At 74.8% G+C, this 22,948-nt stretch carries 23 protein-coding genes; 15 read left to right on the plus strand and 8 right to left on the minus strand.

Annotation, left to right across the window (positions count from 1 at the left end):
- Positions 1–61: 61 nt before the first annotated feature.
- A complete protein-coding gene (locus AB0O29_RS04100; protein ID WP_365145706.1) occupies positions 62–865 on the minus strand; it encodes a DUF6227 family protein in 804 nt (267 codons plus the stop codon).
- 191 nt (positions 866–1,056) lie between these two features.
- On the opposite strand from AB0O29_RS04100, the gene AB0O29_RS04105 reads away from it, so the two are divergent.
- A complete protein-coding gene (locus AB0O29_RS04105) occupies positions 1,057–1,695 on the plus strand; it encodes a vitamin K epoxide reductase family protein (protein ID WP_365145709.1) in 639 nt (212 codons plus the stop codon).
- Positions 1,696–1,822: 127 nt separating this feature from the next.
- Here the strand turns inward: AB0O29_RS04105 and AB0O29_RS04110 are convergent, their stop codons facing one another.
- Positions 1,823–2,233 (minus strand): rodlin, encoded by a 411-nt coding sequence (locus AB0O29_RS04110; protein WP_365145712.1) that lies wholly within the window; start codon positions 2,231–2,233, stop codon positions 1,823–1,825.
- Between the two features lie 283 nt (positions 2,234–2,516).
- On the opposite strand from AB0O29_RS04110, the gene AB0O29_RS04115 reads away from it, so the two are divergent.
- On the plus strand, positions 2,517–3,035 hold the full coding sequence (locus tag AB0O29_RS04115) for a hypothetical protein (RefSeq protein ID WP_365145715.1): 519 nt from the start codon (positions 2,517–2,519) through the stop codon (positions 3,033–3,035).
- A 161-nt stretch (positions 3,036–3,196) separates the two neighbouring features.
- Entirely contained in the window at positions 3,197–3,439 is a 243-nt protein-coding gene (locus AB0O29_RS04120) for a chaplin (RefSeq protein ID WP_365145718.1), read from the plus strand.
- A gap of 99 nt (positions 3,440–3,538) precedes the next feature.
- Here the strand turns inward: AB0O29_RS04120 and AB0O29_RS04125 are convergent, their stop codons facing one another.
- From AB0O29_RS04125 to AB0O29_RS04145, 5 genes are all read right to left on the minus strand, one after another.
- On the minus strand, positions 3,539–3,880 hold the full coding sequence (locus AB0O29_RS04125; protein WP_365145721.1) for a hypothetical protein: 342 nt from the start codon (positions 3,878–3,880) through the stop codon (positions 3,539–3,541).
- Between the two features lie 181 nt (positions 3,881–4,061).
- The gene (locus AB0O29_RS04130; RefSeq protein WP_365145724.1) at positions 4,062–5,339 is read right to left on the minus strand and encodes a chaplin; all 1,278 of its coding nucleotides are present in this window, start codon (positions 5,337–5,339) and stop codon (positions 4,062–4,064) included.
- 119 nt (positions 5,340–5,458) lie between these two features.
- Positions 5,459–5,692, minus strand: coding sequence for a chaplin (locus tag AB0O29_RS04135; RefSeq protein ID WP_365145727.1), 234 nt, complete (start codon positions 5,690–5,692; stop codon positions 5,459–5,461).
- Between the two features lie 241 nt (positions 5,693–5,933).
- Entirely contained in the window at positions 5,934–6,344 is a 411-nt protein-coding gene (locus tag AB0O29_RS04140) for a rodlin (RefSeq protein ID WP_365145730.1), read from the minus strand.
- Positions 6,345–6,462: 118 nt separating this feature from the next.
- On the minus strand, positions 6,463–6,717 hold the full coding sequence (locus AB0O29_RS04145; protein WP_365145733.1) for a chaplin: 255 nt from the start codon (positions 6,715–6,717) through the stop codon (positions 6,463–6,465).
- 109 nt (positions 6,718–6,826) lie between these two features.
- On the opposite strand from AB0O29_RS04145, the gene AB0O29_RS04150 reads away from it, so the two are divergent.
- Genes AB0O29_RS04150 through AB0O29_RS04190 form a run of 9 tightly spaced genes read left to right on the plus strand, consistent with a single transcriptional unit; the run spans position 6,827 to position 17,857 of the window.
- Positions 6,827–8,002: a DUF3344 domain-containing protein gene (locus tag AB0O29_RS04150; RefSeq protein WP_365145736.1), complete on the plus strand. Its 1,176-nt coding sequence runs from the start codon at positions 6,827–6,829 to the stop codon at positions 8,000–8,002.
- A 19-nt stretch (positions 8,003–8,021) separates the two neighbouring features.
- Positions 8,022–9,224 carry a glycosyltransferase family 4 protein gene (locus AB0O29_RS04155; protein WP_365145738.1) on the plus strand — a complete coding sequence of 401 codons (1,203 nt, stop codon included), beginning with the start codon at positions 8,022–8,024 and terminating at the stop codon, positions 9,222–9,224.
- Positions 9,225–9,226: 2 nt separating this feature from the next.
- A complete protein-coding gene (locus tag AB0O29_RS04160; RefSeq protein WP_365145810.1) occupies positions 9,227–10,822 on the plus strand; it encodes an exopolysaccharide biosynthesis polyprenyl glycosylphosphotransferase in 1,596 nt (531 codons plus the stop codon).
- Between the two features lie 3 nt (positions 10,823–10,825).
- The gene (locus AB0O29_RS04165) at positions 10,826–12,259 is read left to right on the plus strand and encodes an O-antigen ligase family protein (protein ID WP_365145741.1); all 1,434 of its coding nucleotides are present in this window, start codon (positions 10,826–10,828) and stop codon (positions 12,257–12,259) included.
- Entirely contained in the window at positions 12,256–14,043 is a 1,788-nt protein-coding gene (locus AB0O29_RS04170) for a lipid II flippase MurJ (RefSeq protein ID WP_365145744.1), read from the plus strand. The genes AB0O29_RS04165 and AB0O29_RS04170 overlap by 4 nt, the downstream gene beginning before the upstream one ends.
- On the plus strand, positions 14,033–14,815 hold the full coding sequence (locus tag AB0O29_RS04175) for a polysaccharide deacetylase family protein (protein ID WP_365145747.1): 783 nt from the start codon (positions 14,033–14,035) through the stop codon (positions 14,813–14,815). Before AB0O29_RS04170 ends, AB0O29_RS04175 begins: the two co-directional genes overlap by 11 nt.
- Entirely contained in the window at positions 14,812–15,936 is a 1,125-nt protein-coding gene (locus tag AB0O29_RS04180) for a glycosyltransferase (RefSeq protein ID WP_365145750.1), read from the plus strand. The genes AB0O29_RS04175 and AB0O29_RS04180 overlap by 4 nt, the downstream gene beginning before the upstream one ends.
- 53 nt (positions 15,937–15,989) lie before the next feature.
- Positions 15,990–16,718, plus strand: a complete 729-nt coding sequence (locus tag AB0O29_RS04185; protein WP_365145753.1) for a lipopolysaccharide biosynthesis protein — start codon at positions 15,990–15,992, stop codon at positions 16,716–16,718.
- Entirely contained in the window at positions 16,715–17,857 is a 1,143-nt protein-coding gene (locus tag AB0O29_RS04190; RefSeq protein WP_365145756.1) for a GNAT family N-acetyltransferase, read from the plus strand. Before AB0O29_RS04185 ends, AB0O29_RS04190 begins: the two co-directional genes overlap by 4 nt.
- Before the next feature lie 5 nt (positions 17,858–17,862).
- Here AB0O29_RS04190 and AB0O29_RS04195 read toward each other — a convergent pair whose 3' ends face one another.
- Positions 17,863–19,365 (minus strand): glycosyl hydrolase, encoded by a 1,503-nt coding sequence (locus AB0O29_RS04195; protein ID WP_365145759.1) that lies wholly within the window; start codon positions 19,363–19,365, stop codon positions 17,863–17,865.
- A 292-nt stretch (positions 19,366–19,657) separates the two neighbouring features.
- On the opposite strand from AB0O29_RS04195, the gene AB0O29_RS04200 reads away from it, so the two are divergent.
- The 3 genes from AB0O29_RS04200 (at position 19,658) to AB0O29_RS04210 (ending at position 22,936) form a co-directional block, all read left to right on the plus strand.
- Positions 19,658–21,139, plus strand: coding sequence for an ATP-grasp domain-containing protein (locus AB0O29_RS04200; RefSeq protein ID WP_365145762.1), 1,482 nt, complete (start codon positions 19,658–19,660; stop codon positions 21,137–21,139).
- A gap of 154 nt (positions 21,140–21,293) precedes the next feature.
- Positions 21,294–22,571: an NAD(P)-binding domain-containing protein gene (locus tag AB0O29_RS04205; RefSeq protein ID WP_365145765.1), complete on the plus strand. Its 1,278-nt coding sequence runs from the start codon at positions 21,294–21,296 to the stop codon at positions 22,569–22,571.
- Positions 22,572–22,594: 23 nt separating this feature from the next.
- A complete protein-coding gene (locus AB0O29_RS04210; protein ID WP_365145768.1) occupies positions 22,595–22,936 on the plus strand; it encodes a hypothetical protein in 342 nt (113 codons plus the stop codon).
- Positions 22,937–22,948 lie beyond the last annotated feature (12 nt).

Raw genomic sequence — 22,948 nt, forward strand, 5'->3', positions numbered from 1 at the left:
CGGGCGGCCGGTACCACCTGACGCGGCGGCCACCGCCGGCCGGTGCCACCGCCGGCCGGTGCTACCGGACGCGGGTGCGCAGCTCCATGGCCCCGCGCGCGGCGGCCTCGTCCCCGTAGACCTCGCACATGTGCCGCCCGTCCGGCGTGGCCGTGTGCTCGACCTCCCACAGGCTGAGCTCGGTCCCGTCCAGCAGGACGAAGGCGTGCTCGTACAGGCTGAAGCCGGCGTCCCGCCCGTCGGCCAGGGACTGCCGGCCGCCGAAGGCCTGGGTGATCTGGTGGGCGTACGCCGAGCGCAGCAGCACGGCCACCTCCTCCCCGGGGCGGTCGGCGTTCTCCGCGCGCCGCAGCACCCGGCGGGCGTGGTCGGCGGACTCCTCCTCCGTGTACTCGCGGTGGCGCTCCCCGAGGGCCGGGGCGGCGAACAGGGCGCTCAGCAGCACCAGGTCCTCCTCCGTCCCGTCCACCCCCCAGCCCAGGTCCCCGTCCGCCTCGCCGGCGCCCGGCTCGGGCCCCTCGTACAGGGCCGGTTCCGCGGCGGCCTCGCCGAACAGCCGGGACCCGGCCAGCGCGAGCTCGTCCCGCCCGGCGAACACCTCGTGGCGGGGGCCGCGATCGCCCGTCAGCCGGTACGCCAGCTCCCACAGCGAGGCCGTCTCACCGTCGGCGAGCAGGTAGGTGTGCCGGTGGGTCTCCCGCCACAGCCCCGCCGACGGGCTGTGGTGCGTGGTGTAGAGGGAGGAGCTGTGGGCGAGCGCGGTACCGAGGCGCTCGACCAACGCGTCGGGAAGGTCGAAGGAGTTGAGGGCGCGGCCCAGGAGTCGCTCGAGGTGCGCCTCGGTTGTCTCGTACGGATCGCTCAAGGTGGGCTCCAGGCCGTCGCAGCTTGTCACTTCGCGGAAGCACAACGTAGCCCCTGGCTCTGCTATCACGTCCGGGATTCGGTAAAACGTCCGGGAAGCATCAGGGGTTCCCGCCACACCTTCAGGTCAACTTGCCCGGGAATGGCCAGGGTTCGTCAGGGTTCGCGGTAGTGCGCGGGAGTATGGGTGGCATGGCAACGAACACAGTGGACGTCCCGCGCCAGCGGCGGCGCTCCGGTACCCGCGCCGAGGACGGACCCGACGCCCCCAGGTCCCTCGCCTGGCTGCTGGTGGCCACCGGGGCCGCCGGGCTGCTGGCCTCCTGGGTGATCACCCTCGACAAGTTCCTCCTGCTGGAGGACCCGGACTTCAAGCCCGCCTGCAGCCTCAACCCCGTCGTGTCCTGCGGCAGCGTCATGAAGAGCGCGCAGGCGGCCGTCTTCGGCTTCCCCAACCCGATGCTCGGGCTGGCGACCTACGGGGTCGTGGTCTGCGTGGGCGCGGGGCTCCTCGCCGGGGCCCGCCACCACCGCTGGTTCTGGCTGGGACTGAACGCCGGCACGGCCTTCGGCACCGGCTTCTGCGCCTGGCTGATGGTCCAGTCGCTCTACTCGATCAACGCGCTGTGCCTGTGGTGCTGTCTGGCCTGGGTGGCGACGCTGCTGATGTTCTGGGCGGTCACGGCCCACAACGTCCGGACCGGCCGGCTGCCCGCGCCCGGCCCGCTGCGGGCGTTCTTCACCGACTTCGCCTGGGCCCCGCCCGCCCTGCACCTCGGGGTGATCGGGATGCTGGTCCTGACCCGGTGGTGGGACTTCTGGACGGGTTGAGGGGCCGGACGGGGTAGCGGCGGGGCCCGGACGCGTACGAGGGCCCCGGCGGCTGGACGCCGCCGGGGCCCTCGTCACTTCGCTCCACGGGCCGTCGCGGCCCTAGACCAGAAGGGGTGGAGCTCGGTCAGCTGCCGGAGGAGACGTTGCCGGAGAGGACCGGGATGTTGTCCAGGATGTGCGAGAGCGGCTCGTCGCCCTTGGCCTGGGTCGAGTTCTCGGTGCACTGCTGGTTCTGCGGGTTGGACAGGACGTTGATGTCCTGGACGCCGACGTTGACCAGGGCGACCAGCGACTGGGCGTTGACCTTGACCGGCAGACCGACGCAGGGCTTGTTCAGGGTGCCCTGGACCAGGCTGAGCTGGGGGCTCATGTCGCCGGCGGTCTTCTGGTTGCCGTAGATCTGCTGGGCACCGTTGCCGTTGACGGTGTTGATCCCGTTGTCGTTGCCGATGGCCATGGCCGGGGCGGCAGCGGCGGCGCCGGCGCCGACGGCAACGGCGGAGACCGCGGCGGCGGTCATGATCTTCTTGAACATCATCGATCCTTCTGTCGCACGAGTGCCCGCTAGTGGAGCGCCCTGATCAACAGCCCGCCGGGGGGCATGGTTGCGCTGCTTCACTCAAACGGCCCGTCCGCGCCCGGGTTTTCCCCGGCGTGGGTGAGGCCCCTGCGGACACCTGCGCGAAGGCCGTACGCAGCCCCAGGGGTGCCCGGGGGCGCTCAAGATCCTGTTGCGCTCCGTGGAGGGTGTTCGCACGGTGGGTGAGTAAGTGGACTACCCGAGTCCGCTTATGCGCGACCACCTCGAAGGATTCCTCATGCACTCCACCAAGGCGTCCCGCCTCCGCGTCCTCGTCCCGTCGGCCCTCGCCGTCGTCATACTGTCCGGCGCGGCCGCCCCCGCGGGCGCCGCGGACGGCCAGGGCGCCGCCGCCGTCGAGAGGAAGGCGGCGGCCGTGCAGCAGCAGATCGAACGGCTGGAGGCGGCGGCGGAGTCCTCGGAGCGGGTCGCGGCCGGCCCGATCGACGACCTGCTCGGGAGCCTCACCAAGATCCTGGGCGACCTCCTGGGCTCGCTCACGGGCCTGCTCGGCGGGATCAAGCTCCCACCGATCGAGGTGCCGAAGCTCCCCGAGATCAAACTGCCGGACCTGCCGGTCACCGTTCCCAAGCTGCCGGACCTCCCGGTCGCCGTCCCCGGTGTCCCGGCGGCCCCGGCCGTCCCCGCCGTCCCCGCCGTCCCGGCGGTGCCCGCGGTCCCGCCGGTGGCCGGTGCGGCTCCCGCCGTCCCGAGCCTCCCCGACCTCGACATCCCCGACATCCCCGTCAGCAACTAGAAAGCGGCCACGGCGGACCCCAACGGGCAGGATGGTTACGACTATTGGGCTGAACAGGTCAGATCTGGCCGTCGGCCGTGTCCGTCTGGGATGGTGGACCGTTTCGCTCGGTGTGAGCCCCGGGACCGGGGCAGGACATCGAACGAGAAGGTGCACTCCCCATGAACTCTGCTGCCAAGAAGGCCGCCGTGGCCCTGGCCTCCGCTGGTCTCGCTGTGGCCGGTGCCGCCGGCGCCGCTTCCGCCGACAGCCAGGCCGAGGGCGCGGCCGTGGGCTCCCCGGGTGTCCTCTCGGGCAACCTGGCCCAGGTCCCGGTCCACGTCCCGGTCAACGTCTGCGGCAACTCCGTGAACGTCATCGGCGCCCTGAACCCGGCGTTCGGCAACGTCTGCGTCAACGACTGACGTCCGTCCAGTCGGCACCACGTGACCGTGGGCGCCACCGGCCTCGCCGGTGGCGCCCACGGTCGTGTCGGGGGCCGTCTCAGGCGCCCCCGGGCGCCGTCACTTGCCGCCGTTGAGGTTCACTCCGCCGAGCAGCGGCGAGGCCTTGGTCGCCCCGTTCGCCAGGCCGAGGGCCGTGCCCGGGACGTCGTTGCGGATCTTGTTGACGCCCTGCGCGGTGTGGACCACCTTGCCGACGGTGTCGCCCTGCTCGGCCAGCGCGTTGCCCGCCGTCTGGGGGAGCGCCTCGGAGACGGGGTTCACGGAGTCCAGCACCTCGGTCAGCCCGCCCGTCGCGCTCATGGGGGGCATCGCGGGGGCGTCGGCCGCGAAGGCGGGGGCCGTGGCGCCGAGGGCGGCGACCGAGCCGACGACTACGGCGGCGACCTGGGAGAGCTTCATTGGTGAAATCCTCTTCTTTTTCGTGGACCGAGGCGTCAGCGGCGACCGGCTCGCCGCTTTCGTCCTGGGTAACGATTCCCGGCCGCTCCGGAAACGCCGGGCGCGCGGGCGCACGGCAGCGGCCGGAGAATCCGAGGGCGGATTCTCCGGCCGATATTTCTTCCGATTACCGGTATTCCCGTCAGGTGGCGCTCGACCTCCGGTAGAGAATCGCGCCGCCGAGGACCAGGGCCGAGGCGAGGGCCGCCATGGCCCCCAGCTCACCGGCGCCGGTGGCCGCCAGCTGCGGCCCGGCGTGGGCCGGCGCGGGCGCGGGCGCGGGGAGCGTCACGGGAGGCGCGGCGGCCGGGACGGGCGCCGGAGCGGGAGCGGGCGCGGGGGGCAGGTGCACCGGGAGGTCGCCGGCCGGGGCGGCCGGAGGCTGGTCGGCCGGGCGGACGACGTCCGGTACGGGGACGGGCGCCGGTACGGGCCGCTCCGGCTGGCTGCCGTGCGGCGGCCGGGGCGCCGGGAGCTCCTGCGCGGGCGGCGCGGGGGCGGGCTGGGCCCCGGGCGCCGGTGCGGGCTGCGGGACGGGGGCCGGGAGGGTGTGAGGCTGCTCCTCGACCGGGGCCGGGAGCGTCTCGGCGTGCTCCTGCGGCGGTACGGGGGCCTGCGGCGCGGGCGCGGGCGCCGGGGCCGGAGCGGGGAGCGGGGCCGGGAGCGGGGCCGGGAGCGGGGCGGGGTGCTCCGCCGCGGGCGGTGCGGGGGCGGGCGCGGGCCGGGGGGCCGGCCTGGGCTGCGGCTTGGGCGCGGGGGGCGCCGGGTGCGGGGCCGGGTGCTCCGCGTGGGGGGCGGGCGGGTGGTCGTCGCACTCCTCCTTCCCGCCGCGCGGACCCCGGTCGTCCTCGCCGGAGCCGCCGTAGGCGTCCTCGTGGCGGGGCGCCTGCTGCCGGGGGGCCTCGTGGCGGACCTCCTCGGGGCGGGGCGCCGCGTGCCGGGGGGTCTCGGGGCGCGCCTGCTCGGGGCGGGGGGCCGCGTGCCGGGGGGCGTGCGTGCGGGGTGCCTCGTCGCCGCGCTCCCCGTAGCCGCCCTCGTCCTCCCGCTGCGCGGGCAGCGCGTGCCGGCCGCCGCCCTGGCGCTCCTCCAGGTAGCGCTCGAAGGCCTCGGCGTTCTCGGGGCTGAGGTAGCGCTCGTAGTCGTGGTGGCCGGCGTCGGAGCCGGTCGAGGTGACGCAGGTGTTCCCCATGGAGGGGTTGAGCGCCGCGCCCGCGTCCACGCTGTTGCCGCACACGTTCGGCGAAAAGGTGATCGGTACCGAGACGCTGTTGCCGGACAGCACGCCCGGCGAATGCGCGGCCTCGGCCATCGCCCCGGGATGCGCGTAGGCCGCGCCGGTCGCGATCGACAGCAGACTCGAGGCGGCCGCAGCCGTGAGCACCCCCTTGCCCAGTACCTGTCGGCTCAGTACCTGTCGCATGGGTCCTTCCCTGTCTACCGGCGCGGGGGCCGGTCCTGAATCGAAGAGGGCCTCGGAGTGCACCGCCGTGCACTCCGAGGCCACCCGAGGAGGTTGGCCCTCGCGGGCCAGGCGCTTCGTCAGTTGTTGACGCAGGTGTTGCCGAACGCGGGGTTCAGCAGGCCGACCAGCTGGGCGGTGTTGCCGCAGACGTTCACGGGGATGTGCACGGGGACCTGGACGAGGTTCCCGGAGAGGACGCCCGGGGAGCCGACGGCCTTGCCCTCGGCGGCCGAGTCGGCCATGGCGGGGGAGGCGGCACCGGCGGCGACGAGGACGCCGGTGGCCATCACCACTGCCTTCTTGTACTTCATCTGAATTCGATCCTTCCCGCAGAGGTCTGTCCGCTGCATACACAAGAACGAGTGGGGCGGAGAAAAGAAACCGCAGAATCCCGGTATTTCCGAGGGGTGTCGGAGAATTCACTCGGATGATCCGGCGGTGTGTTCGGAGAATTCTGTCCGATTTATCGAGGGAGTGGAATTCCCACACCGGATACGCGGCGAGGCCGCCGCGACCCGGTGGGTGCGACGGCCTCGCGCGGTGCGGCCTCGGTCAGCTGCCGGCGGAGGCGTTGCCGGAGAGGACCGGGATGTTGTCCAGGATGTGCGAGAGGGCCTCGTCGCCCTTGGCCTGGGTGGAGTTCTCGGTGCACTGCTGGTTCTGCGGGCTGGACAGGACCGGGATGTCCTGGACGCCGACGTTGACCAGGGCCAGGATCGACTGGGCGTTGACCTTGGCCGGCAGGGCGATGCAGGGCTTGTTGAAGGAGCCCTGGATCAGCGCCATCTGCGGGCTCATGTTGCCGTAGGTGGCCTGGTTGCCGTAGATCTGCGCGGAGTTGTTGCCGTTCACGGTGTTGATGCCGTTGTCGTTGCCGATGGCCATCGCCTGCGGGGCCATGGCGGCGCCGAGGCCGACGGTGGAGGCGGCAACCGCTGCGCCGGCTACAAGCTTCTTGATCATTATCGTCCCTTTTTTGCAGGATTGCCCGGTACTGGAGCACCCGGCTCAACGGCCGGGCTCCGGTTCGGGTTGCGTCGCTTCACCCGGATGCCGCCGTTTCGGGCGGCGCGGTTGACGGTCAGGCGTTCACGCAGTGGTTGCCGAAGGCGGGGTTCAGCAGGCCGACCAGCTGCGCGGTGACGCCGCAGACGTTGACCGGGACGTCGACGGGCACCTGGACGAGGTTGCCGCTCAGCACGCCGGGGGAACCCGCGGCCAGGCCCTCGGCCGCCGCGCCGTCGCCGCCGTGCGCGGAGGCGAGGCCCGCGCCGCCCATCAGCAGGGCGGCGCCCGCGAGTGCCACCGTCGTGCCGCGCATCAGCCTCTTCTTCATCTCCGTATTCCTTTCGGTTCGAACCTCGAACAACGATGCACCCGCATAACGACGCGCCCACCGGCAGGGTGCGTGTTATCGCCCGAAAGGCCGTACGAGCGAGTCCGACGTGATTTCCAGCCCGATTTCTGACAAAGTTCACTCCTGTTTTGTCCCCCTGATCGAAAATGGAGACAGGGTCATGGGTTCCTCCCGCAGAATCCTCGGCGCACTCGGCCTGCTGTCCTGCCTCACGCTTTCCGTCCAGGCCCCCTCGGCGGGGGCCGCGGTTCCCGCCGCGGCGCGCGAAATGCCCCGTATCCCCTTCACCCAGCGTTACCAGGCGGAGCTGCACGGGGGGCTCGTCCGGGCCTCGAACTCGGCGATCAGCTGCCGGCGCGAGGAGTCCCCGCAGGCCGAACCGTGCGCGGAGGTCAAGAAGGGCGCGGCCGGGACCAACGGCGACTTCGAGATGTTCTACGACGAGGTCGACAAGGACCCCGACACCTACAACTCCACCCGGGCCGAGCTCAAGGTCCCGCACGGCGCGAAGGTGGCGTACGCCCGGCTCTACTGGGGCGGGAACCTGCGGGTGGGGGAGCAGAAGCCGCCGGAGGACAACGGCCGCGTGCTGGTCGCCGAGCCCGGGGGCGCGTACAAGCCGGTGATCGCCGACACGGTGATCGGGCACCGCAGCGACGCGGGCAGCGACGCCTACCAGGCCTCCGCCGACGTCACCCCGCTGGTGCGCGAGGGCGGGGCGGGGATGTGGACCGTGGCCCAGCTCAACGTCGCCATGGGGCACTCGGAGACGGGCGCCTGGGGCGGCTGGACGCTGGTGGTCGCCTACGAGCACCCGCAGGAGCCGCTGCGCCGGGTCGCGCTGTGGGACGGCTTCGAGTCGCTGGCCGCGGGGGCCGGCCGGGGTGCCGCCGACACGGTGGAGGTCGCGGGCCTGGACGCGCCGCCGGGGGCGGCGGGCAAGGCCGGGGTGGTCGCGTACGACGGGGACCGCGGGGTCCTGGGGGACTCGCTCACGGTGACGGCCGACAGCGGGCGCCGGATCAGCGTCAGCGACGCTGAGAACCCCTTCAACGACGTCATGAATTCCACGATCACGGAATTCGGACATTCCGCATTCGTGCGACAGCCTGAAAATATTAATAATCTCGGATATGACGCGGACGTGTTCGACCTGAGTCCCGCCCTGTCCGGTGGCGCCCGCAGCCTGAACTTCAAGTTCACGGGCGAAAGTCAGGGTCAATTCCTCGGTGTGCTCTTCGTTCAGACAGACGCGCGCCGCTGAGCGCAGGAGACCGCTCCACGTGCCGAAACACCCCACGCCGGCCGGCTCCCCGGCCGCGCGGTCCTTCACCGTCCTGCACCTCGTCCAGCCCGTCGAGGGCGGCGTCGCACGGGTCGTCACCGACCTCGCCGCGGCCCAGTGCGCCGCCGGGCTGCGCGTCGTCGTCGCCTGCCCGGACGGCGGCGTCCTCGCCGACGGGGCCCGCGCCGCCGGCGCCGAGGTGCGCGTCTGGCGCGCCGGACGCTCCCCCGGACCCGGGCTGCCCGCCGAGGTCCTCGGCGCCGCCCGGCTGATCCGCCGCGTCCGCCCCGACCTGCTGCACACCCACAGCGCCAAGGCCGGACTGGCCGGGCGGATGGCCGTACGGGGCTCCCTGCCCACGGTGTTCCAGCCCCACGCCTGGTCCTTCGACGCCGTCGGCGGCACCACCGCCGCCCTCGCGCTGCGCTGGGAACGGGCCGGCGCCCGCTGGGCCGACCGGGTGCTCTGCGTCAGCGAGGCCGAACGCCGGGCCGGCGAGTCCGAGGGCATCGCCGCCCGCTGGGCCGTGATCCGCAACGGCGTCGACCTCACCCGCTTCCGCCCCGGCCACACGGACCCCGCCCGCGACCGCGCCGGGGCCCGCGCCGCGCTCCCGCTGCCCGCCGCCCTCCAGGGCGGCGGCCCGCTCGCCGTCTGCGTCGGCCGGCTCTGCCCCCAGAAGGGCCAGGACGTCCTGCTGCGGGCCTGGCCGGAGGTCTCGGCGACCGTCCCCGGCGCCCGCCTCGCCCTGGTCGGCGACGGCCCCGACGCCGAACGGCTGCGCCGCGCCGCACCCCCCGGAGTCCACTTCGCCGGGGCCGCCGCCGACATCCGACCGTGGCTTCGGGCCGCCGATCTCGTTGTACTGCCGTCGCGGTGGGAAGGCATGGCGCTCGCCCCCCTCGAAGCCATGGCCTGTGGCCGACCGGTCCTGGTCTCCGACGTCAGTGGTGCGCGGGAGAGCCTGCCGTCCGGCCACGGACGGCTCTGCCTGGTACCTCCGGAGGACCCGACGGCGCTGGCCAAGGCCCTGGGACGGCTGCTCGCCGAACCGCGGCTGCTCACCGAACTCGGGGAGCAGGCCCATCAGCACGCCCGGACCGAGTTCGACGTGCGGCGGACCACGGACGCGGTCACCGGCCTGTACCACGAACTGCTGGGCAGGCCCCGGCCCTTGAACCAGGAGCGCATCAGCCGATGACGATGGACAGCGCACCCGCCCGGCACACCGGGGGGCAGAGCGGCACGGGGCACGCGGGCGGCAGCGCCTTCGCCTCCGTGGCGCCGGCCGTCCCCCCCGCCGTGTCACCCGCCGCCGCACCGGCCGCGGCGCCCGCCGCCCCGCCCGCGGCGAACCGCCGCGCCGCGACCGCCATCCACCCGCCGCGCGGACCCCGCGCCGACCGGGCCCGTCCCGCCGTCCGCCCGGCCCGCGTCCGCCGCGACCGGGGCCCCGCCGCACTGCGGGCCGCCGACGCGCTGGCCGTCGCCGTCACCGTGGCCGTCCTGCCCGGGCCCCCGCTCCCGCCCCAGGCCACCGCGGCGGCCGCCGCCCTGCTCGTCGCCGCCAACGCCGCCCTCCAGGCGGGCGCCGGCCTCTACGGGCCCCGCCTCGCGCCCTCCGCCCTCCTCGAACTGCCCGCCCTCGCCGGCCGGGCCGCCGCCCTGTGGTGCGCGGCCGCCGCCGTGCTCGCCGCCGCCGCGCCCGAGCGGGCCCTCGGCTGGAACACCCTGCTCACCGCCGTCTGCCTGCACGTCGTCCTCGCCTGCGCCGGACGCGGGGCCGTCCACCAGGCGTGGCGCCGCTCCGCCGTCCGCCGGCCCGTCTCCACCCTGGTCGTCGGCCCCGGGGAGGGCGCCGGCGCCGTCGCCGCGGCCCTGCACGGCCGCCCCGAGTACGGGCTGCGGCCCGTCGGGATCGCCGACACCACCGAGCCCGCCGACGGGGAGGGCGGCCCGCTGCCCGTACTCGTCACCCACGAGGACGTCCGGCGCGCCGTCATCCAGAACTCCGTGCGCTGCGCCGTCTTCACCCGCCCGCCCGAGGCCGACGAGCGCACCGCCGCCCTGGTCCGCCTCTTCCACGACCACGGCTGCCGGCTCTGGCTCGCCGACCCCGCCGGCACCGCCAAGGTCACCGGCATGCGCGTCGCCCACCCCGCCGACCAGCTGTGGGGACACGCCGTCCAGCCCCTGCTGCCGCGCCCCGCCCGGCCGCTGGAGCGGTCCGTCAAGCGGGTCGTCGACTCCGCCCTCGCCGCCCTCGCCCTGCTCGCCGCCGCCCCCGTCATGGGCGCCTGCGCCCTGGCCGTACGCCTCTCCGACGGGCCCGGGGTGATCTTCCGGCAGGAGCGGGTCGGGCTCTACGGACGGTCCTTCACCCTGCTGAAGTTCCGCACCCTGCGCGCCGACGAGCACGAGTCCGCCACCCGCTGGACCGTCGCCGGCGACCGCCGGATGAGCCCCGTCGGCTCCTTCCTGCGCAAGTCCTCGCTGGACGAGCTCCCGCAGCTGTGGAACGTGGTGCGAGGTGACATGAGCCTGGTCGGTCCGCGTCCCGAACGCCCCTTCTTCGTCGCCAAGTTCGCCGCCGTCCACCCCGGCTACGAGGCCCGCCACCGGATGCCCGTCGGCATCACCGGGCTCGCCCAGATCAACGGGCTGCGCGGCGACACGTCCATCGAGGACCGGGCCCGCTTCGACAACCACTACATCGACACCTGGTCGCTCTGGCAGGACCTGTGGATCCTGGCCCGCACCGCCGCCTCCTTCTTCCGCTTCCGGCTGGGCGGGAGCTGAGCCATGAGCCTCGCCGCCCCCGCCCGCCTCCCCGCACGCCCGGCCGTCGCGTCCGCAGCGGCCGACGCGCTGCGCCGGCACTGGCCGCTGCTGCCGCTCGCCGCGACCGTCCTGCTCCTGCTCGCCCCGCTCCCGGCCGGGGACGCCACCGCCTCCGGGAAGGTCGGCCCCGCCGACGCCGCCTCCCTGCTGCTCGCCCTCGTCTGCGCCGTACAGGCCCTGCGCGGGCGGGTGCGGACCCTGAACCCGCTGGGCGTGCTCGTCCTCGGGACCCCGGGGATCGGGCTCGCCGTCTCCACGATGACCGCCGGCGACCCGTACGCCGCCCTCCCCGGGTTCGTGCGCTACCTCCAGGTGTTCGTCCTGGTCCCGGCCGCCGTGGTGCTGCTGGTGCGCGACGCCCGCGAGTTCCGGCTGGCCGCCGGGTGCTTCGTGGTGCTCGGGCTGGTCCAGGGAGCGGTGGGGGTCGTGCAGTACGCCACCCACACCGGGGCCTCCTACCAGGGCGAGGACATCCGCGCCGTGGGCACCTTCGGCCCCGGCGACGTCATGGGCATGGCCACCGTCGTCGCCTACGGGCTGATCGTCGCCACCGCCGCCGGGCTCGCCCCGGGACTGCCCCGCACGGTCCGGCGGGCCGCCGGCGGCTGCGCCCTGGTGCTCGTCGTCCCGCTGGTGCTGTCCTTCAGCCGCGGCGCGTGGATCGCCACCGTCGGCGCGGCCCTGCTCGTGATGTGCCTCGCCGGGATCCGGCGGGCCCTGGCGGTGCTGCTGGCCCTCACCGCCCTCGGGGTGGTGCTCGTCGGCGGGCTCGGGCTGGGCTCCGAGATGGTCGCCGAACGGCTGGGCTCGATCACGCGGGTCTCCAGCGCCCCCGACCAGTCGGTGACCGACCGCTACACGATGTGGGCCGCCGCCGAGTCGATGTGGCGTGAACGCCCCGCCGTCGGCGTCGGACTCAAGGGCTTCCCCGCGCACCGCGACGGACACTCCTCGCTGGGCCTGTCCTCCGGCAGCGACACCGCGGGCGCCGGACAGGCCTTCATGAAGCAGCCGCTGCTCTCCCCGCACAACATGTACCTGCTGGTCCTCGGCGAACAGGGGCTGGTCGGACTGCTCGCGCTGGTGGGCGGCTGGGCCGCCCTGCTCGTCGCGGGACTGCGCCGGTACGCGGTGGCCTCCGGCGGTTCCGGCGGCTCCGGCGGCTCCGGCGGTTCCGGCGGGGCCCGCGACGGGATGCGCGACTGCGGGCTGATCGCCCTCGGCCTGTTCACCTGGCAGCTGACCGACTTCCTCTACGCGGACATCGGCGGCCCCTCCACCGTCCTCACCGGTGTGATCATCGGGCTCGCGGCCTGGTGGGCCCTGCCCTCCCCCGTTCCCGCGGCCACCGCCGCCCCGGCCCGCCCGCCCGCCGACGGGCCGGCCGTCCGGTGACCGACACGACCCCCTGGCGGCGGCCCGCGCCCCCGGCGAGCGACCTCGCCGCGGCCGCGGGCCCCGCCGCCGTTCCCGCCGGCCGTGCGGGAACGGGCGCCGCCGCGGACCGGGCCCCCAGCGGGCCCGACCAGCCCGGCGGCAGGTCCGGCGCCCCGCTCGGCCGGTTCCTCGCCAAGGCCGCCGCCGTCACCGCCGGACTGACCGCCGCCGGGGCCCTCTTCGGCCTCGTCCGCGACCAGACCATCGCGCACCTCTTCGGCGCCGGACACGACAGCGACGCCTTCCTCATCTCCTGGACCGTCCCCGAGATGGCCTCGACCCTGCTGATCGAGGACGCCATGGCCCTGCTCATGGTCCCCGCCTTCAGCCAGGCCCTCGCCCGCCGCGCCGCCAGCCGGGCCGGGCTGACCCGCAGGGAAGCCCGCGCGGCCGACCCCGTACGCCTGCTCGTCGGGGCCACCCTGCCGCGCCTGATGGTCTTCCTCGCCGCCGTCGCCTCCGTCCTCGTCCTCGCCGCACCCCTGGTCGTCGACGTCCTCGCACCCGGCCTGCCCGACCCGGAACTGGCCGTCCAGTGCACCCGGATGACCGCCCTGACCGTCCTCACCTTCGGCCTCGCCGGATACTTCAGCGCCGCCCTGCGCGCCCACCGCTCCTTCCTGCCGCCCGCCGCCATCTACGTCTCCTACAACGTCGGCATCATCGGCACGATGGTCGCCCTCCACGCCGTGTGGGGCGTCCGCGCCGCCGCCGCCGGGGTCGCCGTCGGCGGACTGCTGATGGTCCTGGTCCAGCTCCCCGCGTTCATCCGCAACGTCGGCTTCGGACCGCCCCGCGCCAAGGCCGCCCCCCGCAGCCAGCGCGACCGCGACCGGCCCACCCTCATCGCCTTCGGCGTGATCGCCCCCGTCATCTCCTTCGCCGTCTTCCGCCAGTCCCAGGTCCTCGTCGAGCGCTTCCTCGCCGCCTCCCTGCCCCCCGGCGCCATCTCGCACCTCAACTACGCGCAGAAGGTCGCGCAGATGCCGATGGTGCTCTCCCTGATGATCTGCACCGTCACCTTCCCCGTCGTCGCCCAGGCCATGGCCGGCGGCGAACGCGAGAAGGCCCGCCGGCGCGTCGAACAGGACCTCGCGCTCGCCTCCCTCGCCGTCCTCCTGGGCACGGCCATGGTCATCGGATACGCCCCGCAGATCATCGAAGTCCTCTTCGAACGCGGCGCCTTCACCCACCAGGACACCCTCACCACCGCGTCCGTCATGCGCGTCTACGGCCTCGGCCTCCTCGGCCACTGCCTCGTCGGCGCCCTGTCCCGGCCCTTCTTCTCGACCGCCCGGCCCACCTGGTTCCCGGCGCTCGCGATGGGCGCCGGGCTGCTCGTCAACATCGCCGCCGGAGCCCTCTTCGTCGGCTGGTGGGGCACCTACGGCATCGCCGCCGCCAACGCCGCCGGCATCACCGCCACCGCCGCCCTGCTGCTCACCGGCATCGGTTCCCGCATCATCGCCATCCAGGCCCGCCGCGTCGCGATCAGCATCGGCCGCCTCGCCGTCGCGGCCGCCGCCGCCTGCGCCACCGGCTGGCTCGCCGGCCCGATGATCCCCGACCCGGCCCTCAGCGCGGCCCTCGGCTGCCTGCTCGTCCCGGCCATGTTCGGGGCCACCGGACTGGCCATGAGGGCCATGGAGATCACCGCCCTGCCCGGCCAGATCGCCCAGCTCGCCGCCCAGACCGCCGTCCAGATCACCCAGCTCACCCAGAGGTTCCGCAATGCCCGCTGACACCGACACGGCGCCCGCCGCCGTGGCGGCCGCCGCCCGCCGGACCCCCTCCCCGTGGGTCCTGATGTACCACTCCGTCGCCGAGTTCACCGATCCCGCCGAGGACCCCTACGGGATCACCGTCACCCCCGACACCCTCGAAGCCCAGCTGCTGTGGCTGCGCTCCCGCCGGCTGCGCGGGGTCGGCGTCGGCGAACTCCTGCGCGCCCGCGCCGCCGGACGCGGCCACGGGCTCGTCGGCCTCACCTTCGACGACGGCTACACCGACTTCCTGACCCGGGCCCTGCCCCTGCTGCGCCGCCACGACTGCACCGCCACCCTGTTCGTCCTCCCCGGACGGCTCGGCGTCGACAACGTCTGGGACCCGCTCGGCCCCCGCAAATCCCTCCTCACCGCCGAACAGATCCGCGAGGTCGCCGCCGACGGCCAGGAGATCGGCTCCCACGGACTCCTCCACCAGGACCTCACCACCACCTCCGACGACGTGCTCCGCCAGGAACTGCGCGGCAGCCGCGAACTCCTGCGCGAGCTCACCGGCACCCTCCCCGAAGGGTTCTGCTACCCCTACGGCCACCTCGACGCCCGCGTCGTCGACGCCACCCGCGCCGCCGGATACGGATACGCCTGCGCGATCTCCCCCGGCCGCCTCGCCGGCCGCCACGCCCTGCCCCGCACCCACGTCAGCCAGGCCGACGGCTCCGCCCGGCTGCGCATCAAGGAACTGCGGCACGAGGCGCGCGAGCTGCGGCGGAAGGTGCCGGTGCTGCGGTGAAGGCCCTCCACGTCATCACCGGACTCGGTGTCGGCGGCGCCGAACAGCAACTGCGGCTGCTGCTGCGCCACATGCCCATGCCCTGCGACGTCCTCACCCTCACCAACCCGGGCCCGGTCGCCGACGGACTGCGCGCCGACGGGGTCCGGGTCGTCCACCTGGGCATGAGCGGCAACCGCGACCTGGGCGCCCTGCCGAAGCTCGTCCGGTTCATCCGGCGCGGCCGCTACGACCTCGTCCACACCCACCTCTACCGGGCCTGCGTCTACGGGCGCCTCGCCGCCCGCCTCGCGGGCGTCCGGGCCACCGTCGCCACCGAACACTCCCTCGGCGAAGCCGAGATCGAGGGCCGGCCCCTCTCGCGCGGCGTCCGCTCCCTGTACCTGGCCAGCGAACGCCTCGGCGCGGCGACGGTCGCCGTGTCGGACACCGTCGCGGCCCGCCTGGAGGGGTGGGGGGTGCCCGCCGCCCGGGTCCACGTCGTCCCGAACGGCATCGAGGCCGCCCGCTTCCGCTTCGACGAGGGCGTCCGCCGCGCCACCCGCGCCCGCACCGGACTGCCCGAACGGGCCTTCGTGGTCGGCGGCGTCGGAAGGCTGGTGCCGGGCAAGCGGTTCGACGTCCTCGTCCGGGCCGTCGCCGCCCTGCCGGGGGCGCACCTGCTGCTGGCCGGGGACGGCCCGGAGCGGGCCGCGCTGCGCACCCTCGCCGCCGACCTCGGGGCGCAGGCGCGCATCCACCTGCTGGGGGAGCGGGACCCGCTGGGCGACGGCCCCGACGGGCGCACGCCCGGGATCCCCGCGCTGCTGGCCGCCATGGACGTCTTCGTGTCCCCGTCGCGGGAGGAGGCGTTCGGGCTCGCCGTGGTCGAGGCCCTCGCCGCCGGACTGCCCGTGCTGCACGTGACCTGCCCCGCCATCGACGACCTCCCCGCCGTCCAGGCGCCGGGAGCCCGGCGGATCGGCACCGGCACCGAGGAGCTGGTCGCCGCGCTGCGGGGGCACATGGAGGCGGGCGCGCGCCGGCTGCCGGCCCCGCCGGTGGTGCGCCGGTACGACATCGCGCGGAGCGCCGAGCGGCTGTTGGACGTCTACGGGCTCGCCCTGGCGCTGCCGGACTGAACCCCCTTCCTCTCCACCCACGTACCCCCCTTCTCCAGGAAGCGAGCACCCCCATGGCCGACAGCGCCGACCCGAAGAAGTCCGACCACCGCTCCGGAAGGAAGCGCGGCCTGCCGCCGCTGCCCGCGTGGTGGCCCCTGCCCGCCTGCGCCCTGCTCGGGCTGGCCGCCGGCGGGGTGTACGGGGTGGTCAGGGCACCCGAGTACGCCGCCACCGGCTACGTCGTCGCCGTACCGAACGAGACCACCGAGCCCGCCACCGCCCAGGGTTTCGCCCAGGCCTACGGGCGCATCGCCACCAGCAGCTCCACCCTCGCCTACGCCCAGCCCCGCGCGGGCGTCAGCGCGAGCCGGCTGCGCACGCAGGTCATGGTCGAGACCTCCCCCGACTCCCCGATGATCGCGATCACCGGGACCTCCCGCAGCGCCTCCGGGGCCGCCGACATCGCCAACGCCGTCGCCGACGCCCTCACGCTCACCAGCAACCAGGCCGCCAAGAACACCGGCGTGCAGCTGCTGCTGTTCAGCCAGGCCGTCGCGCCGAGCGAGCCCGCCTCCCCGTCCGCCTCGATCAGCGCCGCCGTCGGACTGTGCGCCGGCGGGCTGCTCGGAGGCCTGTGGCTGCTGGCCCGGCCCGCCCGCCGCAGGTCCGGGGTGCAGGGGTCCGCGACGCAGACGTCCGGGGCTCAGGCGGAGGAGGCCCGTCCGGCCGTCGAGGAGTACGCCTCGCTGCCCGCCCAGGGCGAGCACTCCGAGACCAAGGAGAAGGAGTCCGTGCGATGACGCGGGGCTCCGCCGGGGCCCTGACGGTGACGCTGTGCCGGGACTCCCGGCAGTTCGCGGCGCTGGAGGAGTCCTGGAACCGGCTCGTCCGGGAGTGTCCCACCGCCACCCCGTTCCAGAGCCACGCCTGGCTGCACTCGTGGTGGCTTTCCTACGGGAAGGACGGCCGGCTGCGGATCGTGCTCGTCCGGCGCGGCGAGGACCTCGTGGGCGCGGCCGCGCTGATGCTCGTCCACCGGCCGCTGCCGCGGCTGGTGCCACTGGGCGGGCCGATCACCGACTACTTCGACGTGCTCGTGTCGCGGGAGCACGCCGCCCAGGTCGTGCCCGCCCTGGCCCGGGGGCTGCACCGGGCGGCCCGCAGCGCCGTCGTCGACCTGCGCGAGGTACGGCCCGGGGCCGCCGCCGAGGCCGTGCTGGAGGCCTGGCCCGGGGTGTCCAGCAGGCTGACCGATTCCACCTGCATGGAGCTGCCCGCGCTCCCCTTCGACCAGCTCGTCAAGCGGATGCCCGCCTCCGGCGCCCAGCGGGTCCGCGCCAAGCTGCGCAAGACGGACGCCGCCGGGATCGAGGAGCACGAGGTCACCGAACACGAGGTGCCGCAGGCCGTCCGCACCCTGCTGCGGCTGCACGAGAAGCAGTGGCGCGGCCGCGGGGTGACCCCCGAGCACCTGCGGCCCCGCTTCGCCGAGCACCTGACCCGGGCCACCCGGCGCATGGTGCGGGCCGGGGAGGGCCGGCTGACGGAGTTCCGGCTGGACGGGAAGGTGGTGGCCGCCAACGTCACCCTGATGTCCGCCGCGCTCAGCGGCGGCTACCTGTACGGGGCGGACCCGGGCCTGCGCGAGCGGAAGGTGGACGTGGCCACGCTGCTGCTGCGCCACGAGGCCGGGCGGGCGCTGGAGGAGGGCCGGCCGGTGGTGAGCTTCCTGCGCGGCAACGAGCCGTACAAGAACCACTGGCGGCCGGAGACGGTCGTCAACCAGCGCCTCCTGCTGGCCACGCACGCGCTCGCGCCCCTGATGCGGCTGCACGAGTCGCAGGTCACGGGGCGCGAGCGGGCGGTGGGGGCGCTGCGCGAGAAGCTGCCGGCCGCCCGGGACTGGCGGGCGCGGCTGAACGAACTGCGGGTGCGATGACCCGGCTAGAACGGCCAGAACCCGGAGTCCCCGCCCCAGCCGCCGAGGTCGATGCAGACCGACTGCTTGCCCATCAGCTTGGAGAACCAGTCGCCGAAGTCGAGCGGCAGGCACCACTGCTTGCCGTTGACGGGCTGCTGGGGCTGCGGCTTGGGCTGGGGCTTCGGCTGCGGCTTCGGGGGCTGGGACGGCGGGGGGGTCGGCCGTGCGGGCCGGCTCTGCTCGGGATCGGGTTCGGGGGCGACCGGGGTCGGGGTCGGGGTGGGTACCGGCGGGACCACGGGCGGGACGGACACCTCGGGCTCCGGCGCCACGGGCGTGGGGACGGGCGGGGTCGGGACGGCCGGGACGGTGACGTCGGGGGAGGGGACGGGCGGGGTCGGGACCTGGGGGGTGGGGACCTGCGGGGTCGGGATCTGCGGGGTGGGCACGACCGGGGTGGGGATCACCGGCGTCGGGACCACGGGCGTGGGCACGACGGGGGTCGGGACCACCGGGGTCGGCACCACCGGGGTCGGGACCACGATCGGGCCCTGGTCGGCCAGCGCGTCGCGGAAGGCCTGCGAGGACCTCGGGTTCTGCTTGCACTGCCAGACGCCGTGCGGGCAGTAGTCGGTGATGGTGTGGTAGAGCGGGTGGTGCTCGTCGATCCAGCGGAGCATCCGCCGCACGTACTCCGGGTTGTCCCCGTTGCGGAACAGCCCCCACTCCGGGAACGAGATCGGCTTCCCGTGTGCTTTCGCGAAGTCGACGTGCTGCTGGAGCCCGTACGGCTGGCTGATGTGGTCGTCGAAGGTCCGGCCGGGACCCTGGTCGTACGAATCCATGCCGATGACGTCGACCACGTCGTCGCCCGGGTAGCAGGCGGTCCACGGGATCGCGTCGGTCCCCCGGTTGGGGGTGAAATCGAACTTGAACCGCTGTCCGGGCACGTCGCGCATCGTGTTGACGACGCGGTTCCAGTACGCCTTCCAGTGCTCCGGGTCGGGTCCGCAGCGGTGGGTGTAGGTGGTGCCGTTCATCTCCCAGCCGAGCACGATCACCGTGTCCGGGACGCCGAGCTCCACCAGCCGCTCGGCCAGCTGCCGGAAGTGCCGGTCGTACTCGCCCTGCGCGCCGGCCCGGATCAGCTGGGCCACCTGCCAGTCGGGCACCCGGGCCTCGTTGCGCGCCTGCATCGGCACGTTCAGGACGAACATCCGGTCGTCCTTGGCTTGTCGCCAGCGCGCCCAGTCCTCCAGGAACGGGACCCGGCCCTCGATGCCGGCCCAGGAGTCGCCGGGCAGGTACGTGTGCCCGACCCGGATCTCCCGGCCGCCCAGCCAGCGCGACAGGTAGGGGATGCGGGCGACCCCGGCCGGCCCGTAGTCGAGATAGGCGCCGAAGGCGGTGCCGGAGCCCCTGCCCGGTTCGTCGTCCGGGGCGGCGAGCGCTGCGCCGGTGGCGAGCAGCCCCGCCGTGACCGTACCGACGCAGGTGCTCACCAGGCGGTGGTGTGGTCTGGGCATGTCGTCTCCCGAGCTCTGCCGAACCGGTGTGCTTGCCACAGACGTTAGACATCACATCTGACGAACGGCCTGTCCGGTGGCCGCCGCCTAGGCCATTCGCAGCTGCGCATCCCTTCCGCTTGGTCCGACTAGGTGAAAGTCCGTTTGTATGTACGCGTTCGACGGCCATGTGCCCGCAGTTCTGCTCAGACTCGATCGCAACCCGTTCCACCACGGAACCCTCGGCGCCGTCAGATCCCTGGGGCGCAAGGGCGTGGAGGTCCATGCCGTCGTCGAAGCCGGGGGAGGTCCCGTGGGTCGCTCGCGGTACCTGCGCGCCACGCACCCCGGACCCGCCGGGGGGCTGGACCCGGAGGCGCCCGAGGCGCTGCTGGAGTGCCTCGTCGGGGTGTCGGAGCGGATCGGCCGGCCGGCGGTGCTCGTGGCGATGGACGACCTGAGCGCCATCGCCGTCTCGCGCGTGGCCCCGATGCTGACGGATCGTTTCCGGATCCCCCATCAGCCGGACGACCTGCCCGCCCGGGTGGCCGACAAGGCCGAGCTGGCGCGGCTGTGCGCGCGCTGGGACGTCCCGCACCCGGAGACCGTGATCCCGCGGAGCGGGACCGAGGCGGCGCGGGCCGTGTGGGAGCTGGGGCTGCCGGTGGTCGCGAAGTGGAGCCGGCCCTGGCTGCTGCCCGCGGGCAGCGGGCTGCGCAGCACCACGCTGGTCGACAGCGCCGCCGGGGCGCGGGAGCTGTACGAGCGCTCCGCCGAGGCCGGCAGCCGGCTGCTGCTCCAGCGCTTCCTGCCCGGGGGCCCCGACACCGACTGGTTCTTCCACGGGGCCTTCGGGCGGGGCGGGCGGCCGCTGCTGGCCGGGTCGGGCCGCAAGGAGCTGGCGTGGCCGGTGCGGGCCGGGCTCACGGCGGTCGGGCGGTGGCTGGCGGACCCGGCGGTGGAGGAGTCGGGGCTGCGGATGGCCGAACGGCTGGGCTACCAGGGGATCCTGGACCTCGACTTCCGCCGTGACGAGCGCGGCGCCTTCCGGCTGGTCGACTTCAACCCGCGCCCGGGGGCCCAGTTCCGGCTGTTCGCGGACGACGCGGGGCTGGACGTGGTCCAGGCGATGTACCTGGACCTGACGGGGCAACGGGTCCCGGAGCCGGTGGGCGGTCCCGGGCGGGTCTTCGTCGCGGAGAACTACGCCCTGCTGGCGGCGGTACGGGGGCGCGCGCTGCCGGGCCGGCTGGGCGGAGGGGGGTCCGGGGGCGGGGCTGGTGGCGGGTCTGGCGGGGCGGTGTCCGGTGCGGGGGTGGGGGCCGGTGCTGGTGTGGTGTCCGGTGCTGGTGTGGGTGCCGGTGTGGGTGTGGCCCCCGGTTCGGGGGCGGTGACCGGTGCAGGTGTGGTGTCGGGTGCCGGTGCGGGCGGGGCGGCGGGTAGTGCCGGTGTGGCCGTCGGGTCCGTGCGGCGGCCCGGGCCCGTGCGGGTGGTGGCGGCGGGGGAGCGGGGGCGGGTGGAGGCAGCCTGGTTCGCCGCCGACGACCTGGGGCCGTTCCTGGCGATGCTCCGGGCGTTCCTCGGACGGGGGCTGGGCAAGGGCGTGCGCGTCCTGCGCGGAGTCCCCGCGCAGGGGCGGCGCACCGCCCGCGCGGTGCGGGCCCCGCGTCAGCGCGGCGGGGAGGGCGCGCGCGGCGACGGCCTCCCGGCCGCCCGCCCGGGCGCGCCGGGGGTGCCCGCGGCCCCCGGGTACCCGGAGGCGTCGGCGGAGCCCGACGAACTGGTGTCGCGGTGACCGGCGCCACGGCTGCTCCGGGGAGCGGATGACGGGTGCCGCACGGCCCCCGGGATGTCTTGGTCCCGCCGGGGTGACGGTGCTCCGGCGGTCTGGTGACGCGCCGTCATGCGACGGCGGTCGTGCTGGAGGATGAGGAGCGGCCGTGAGGCGGATGGACGATCTCGTGGTGGTCGGCGCGGGCCCGTACGGGCTGTCGGTCGCCGCGCACGCGGCGGCGGCCGGGCTCGGCGTACGGGTGCTGGGCCGGCCCATGGCCTCCTGGCGGGACCACATGCCCGAGGGCATGTACCTCAAGTCCGAGCCCTGGTCGTCCAACCTGTCAGCCCCCGGCGGCCGCTACACCCTCGCCGAGTACTGCGCCACCCGGGGCCTCGCGGCGGAGCACGGCAGCCCGCTGCCGATCGGCACCTTCAGCGCGTACGGCCTCTGGTTCGCCCGCCACGCGGGCCTGCCCGAGGTGGAGGAGACCACCGTCACCGAGGTCGCCCCGGAGGGCGGCGGCTTCCGGGTGCGCACCGCCGAGGGGCCGCCGCTGCTCGCCCGTACGGTGGCCCTGGCCGTCGGGGTGATGCCGTTCACCCGCTACCCGGAGCCGCTGCGCGGGCTGCCCCCGTCCCACCGCTCGCACAGCAGCGGCCACCGCGACCTGTCCCGCTTCGCCGGGCAGGACGTGGCCGTCCTCGGCGCCGGGCAGGCCGCCCTGGAGACCGCCGCGCTGCTCGCGGAGACGGGGGCCCGGCCGTGCCTGGTGGCCCGCCGCTCCCGGCTGAACTGGAACACCGTCCCGCAGCCCCTGCGGCGGCCGCTGCCGCGGGCCCTGCGCGACCCGCACAGCGGGCTCGGCACCGGCTGGCGCAGCTGGGTGTGGTCGGAGCTGCCCCGGGCGGTGCGCGCACTGCCCGCGCCGACGCGGGAGCGGATCGCCGCCACCGCCCTGGGGCCGGCCGGGGCCTGGTGGCTGCGTGACCGCTTCGAGGGGCGGGTGCCCGCGCTCATGGGACACCGGCTGCACCGGGCGGTGGCGGCCGGCGGCCGGACCCGGCTCGGGCTGACCTCGCCGGACGGGGAGTCCGTCGTCCTGGACACCGCGCACGTCATCGCCGCGACCGGCTTCTCCCCCCGGCTGGCGCGCCTGGACCTCCTGGACGCCGGGCTGCGGTCCGCGCTGGCGACCGTGGGCGGGTCGGACGCGCCGGAGCTGAGCCCCGGATTCGAGTCCTCCTGGCCCGGACTGTTCTTCGCGGGGCTGCTGACGGCTCCCTCATTCGGACCTTCCATGCGATTCGTGCACGGCGCGGGCTTCACGGCGGGGAGACTGGTGAAGGGAGTCCGCAAGCGCCTCGGCGCGCGGGGTCCGCTGCCGGGCTCGACCGGCGGGGTCCGGCCGGTCCGGTCCCCCGCCGGGCATCCGGAGACGTATCTACGCTGAGATCCACCTGAGAGGGGTCCGCGATGGGCGCGGAACGAGCACAGGGCGGCCGGGGCTGGGTGCGCATTCCCGCCAGCCGTGGGGAACAGCCCCCGTCCGGGGCGGCCGCGGCCAAGCCGTACGGAGCGGGACAGTACGGGGGAGGCCCGTACGGGGGAAGCGCGTACGGGGGAGGTCACGGGGGGAGCCAGTACGGCTCCGGCGGGTACGCCCCCGGCCCCTACCGGGGAGCGGGCTCCGCGGACCCGGCGGCGATCTACCTCTCCCTCGTCAAGCGCTGGCAGGAGGCCGGGCGCACCCTTCCGGGGCATCCTGACGAGGAGTGGGAGCGGCTGATCTCGCAGCCGTGCTGGCCCGGCCGTTAGGTGGTGTGAGTC

The organism is Streptomyces sp. NPDC089915, assembly GCF_040684675.1.
In the GTDB taxonomy this organism is placed as follows: Bacteria; Actinomycetota; Actinomycetes; order Streptomycetales; family Streptomycetaceae; genus Streptomyces.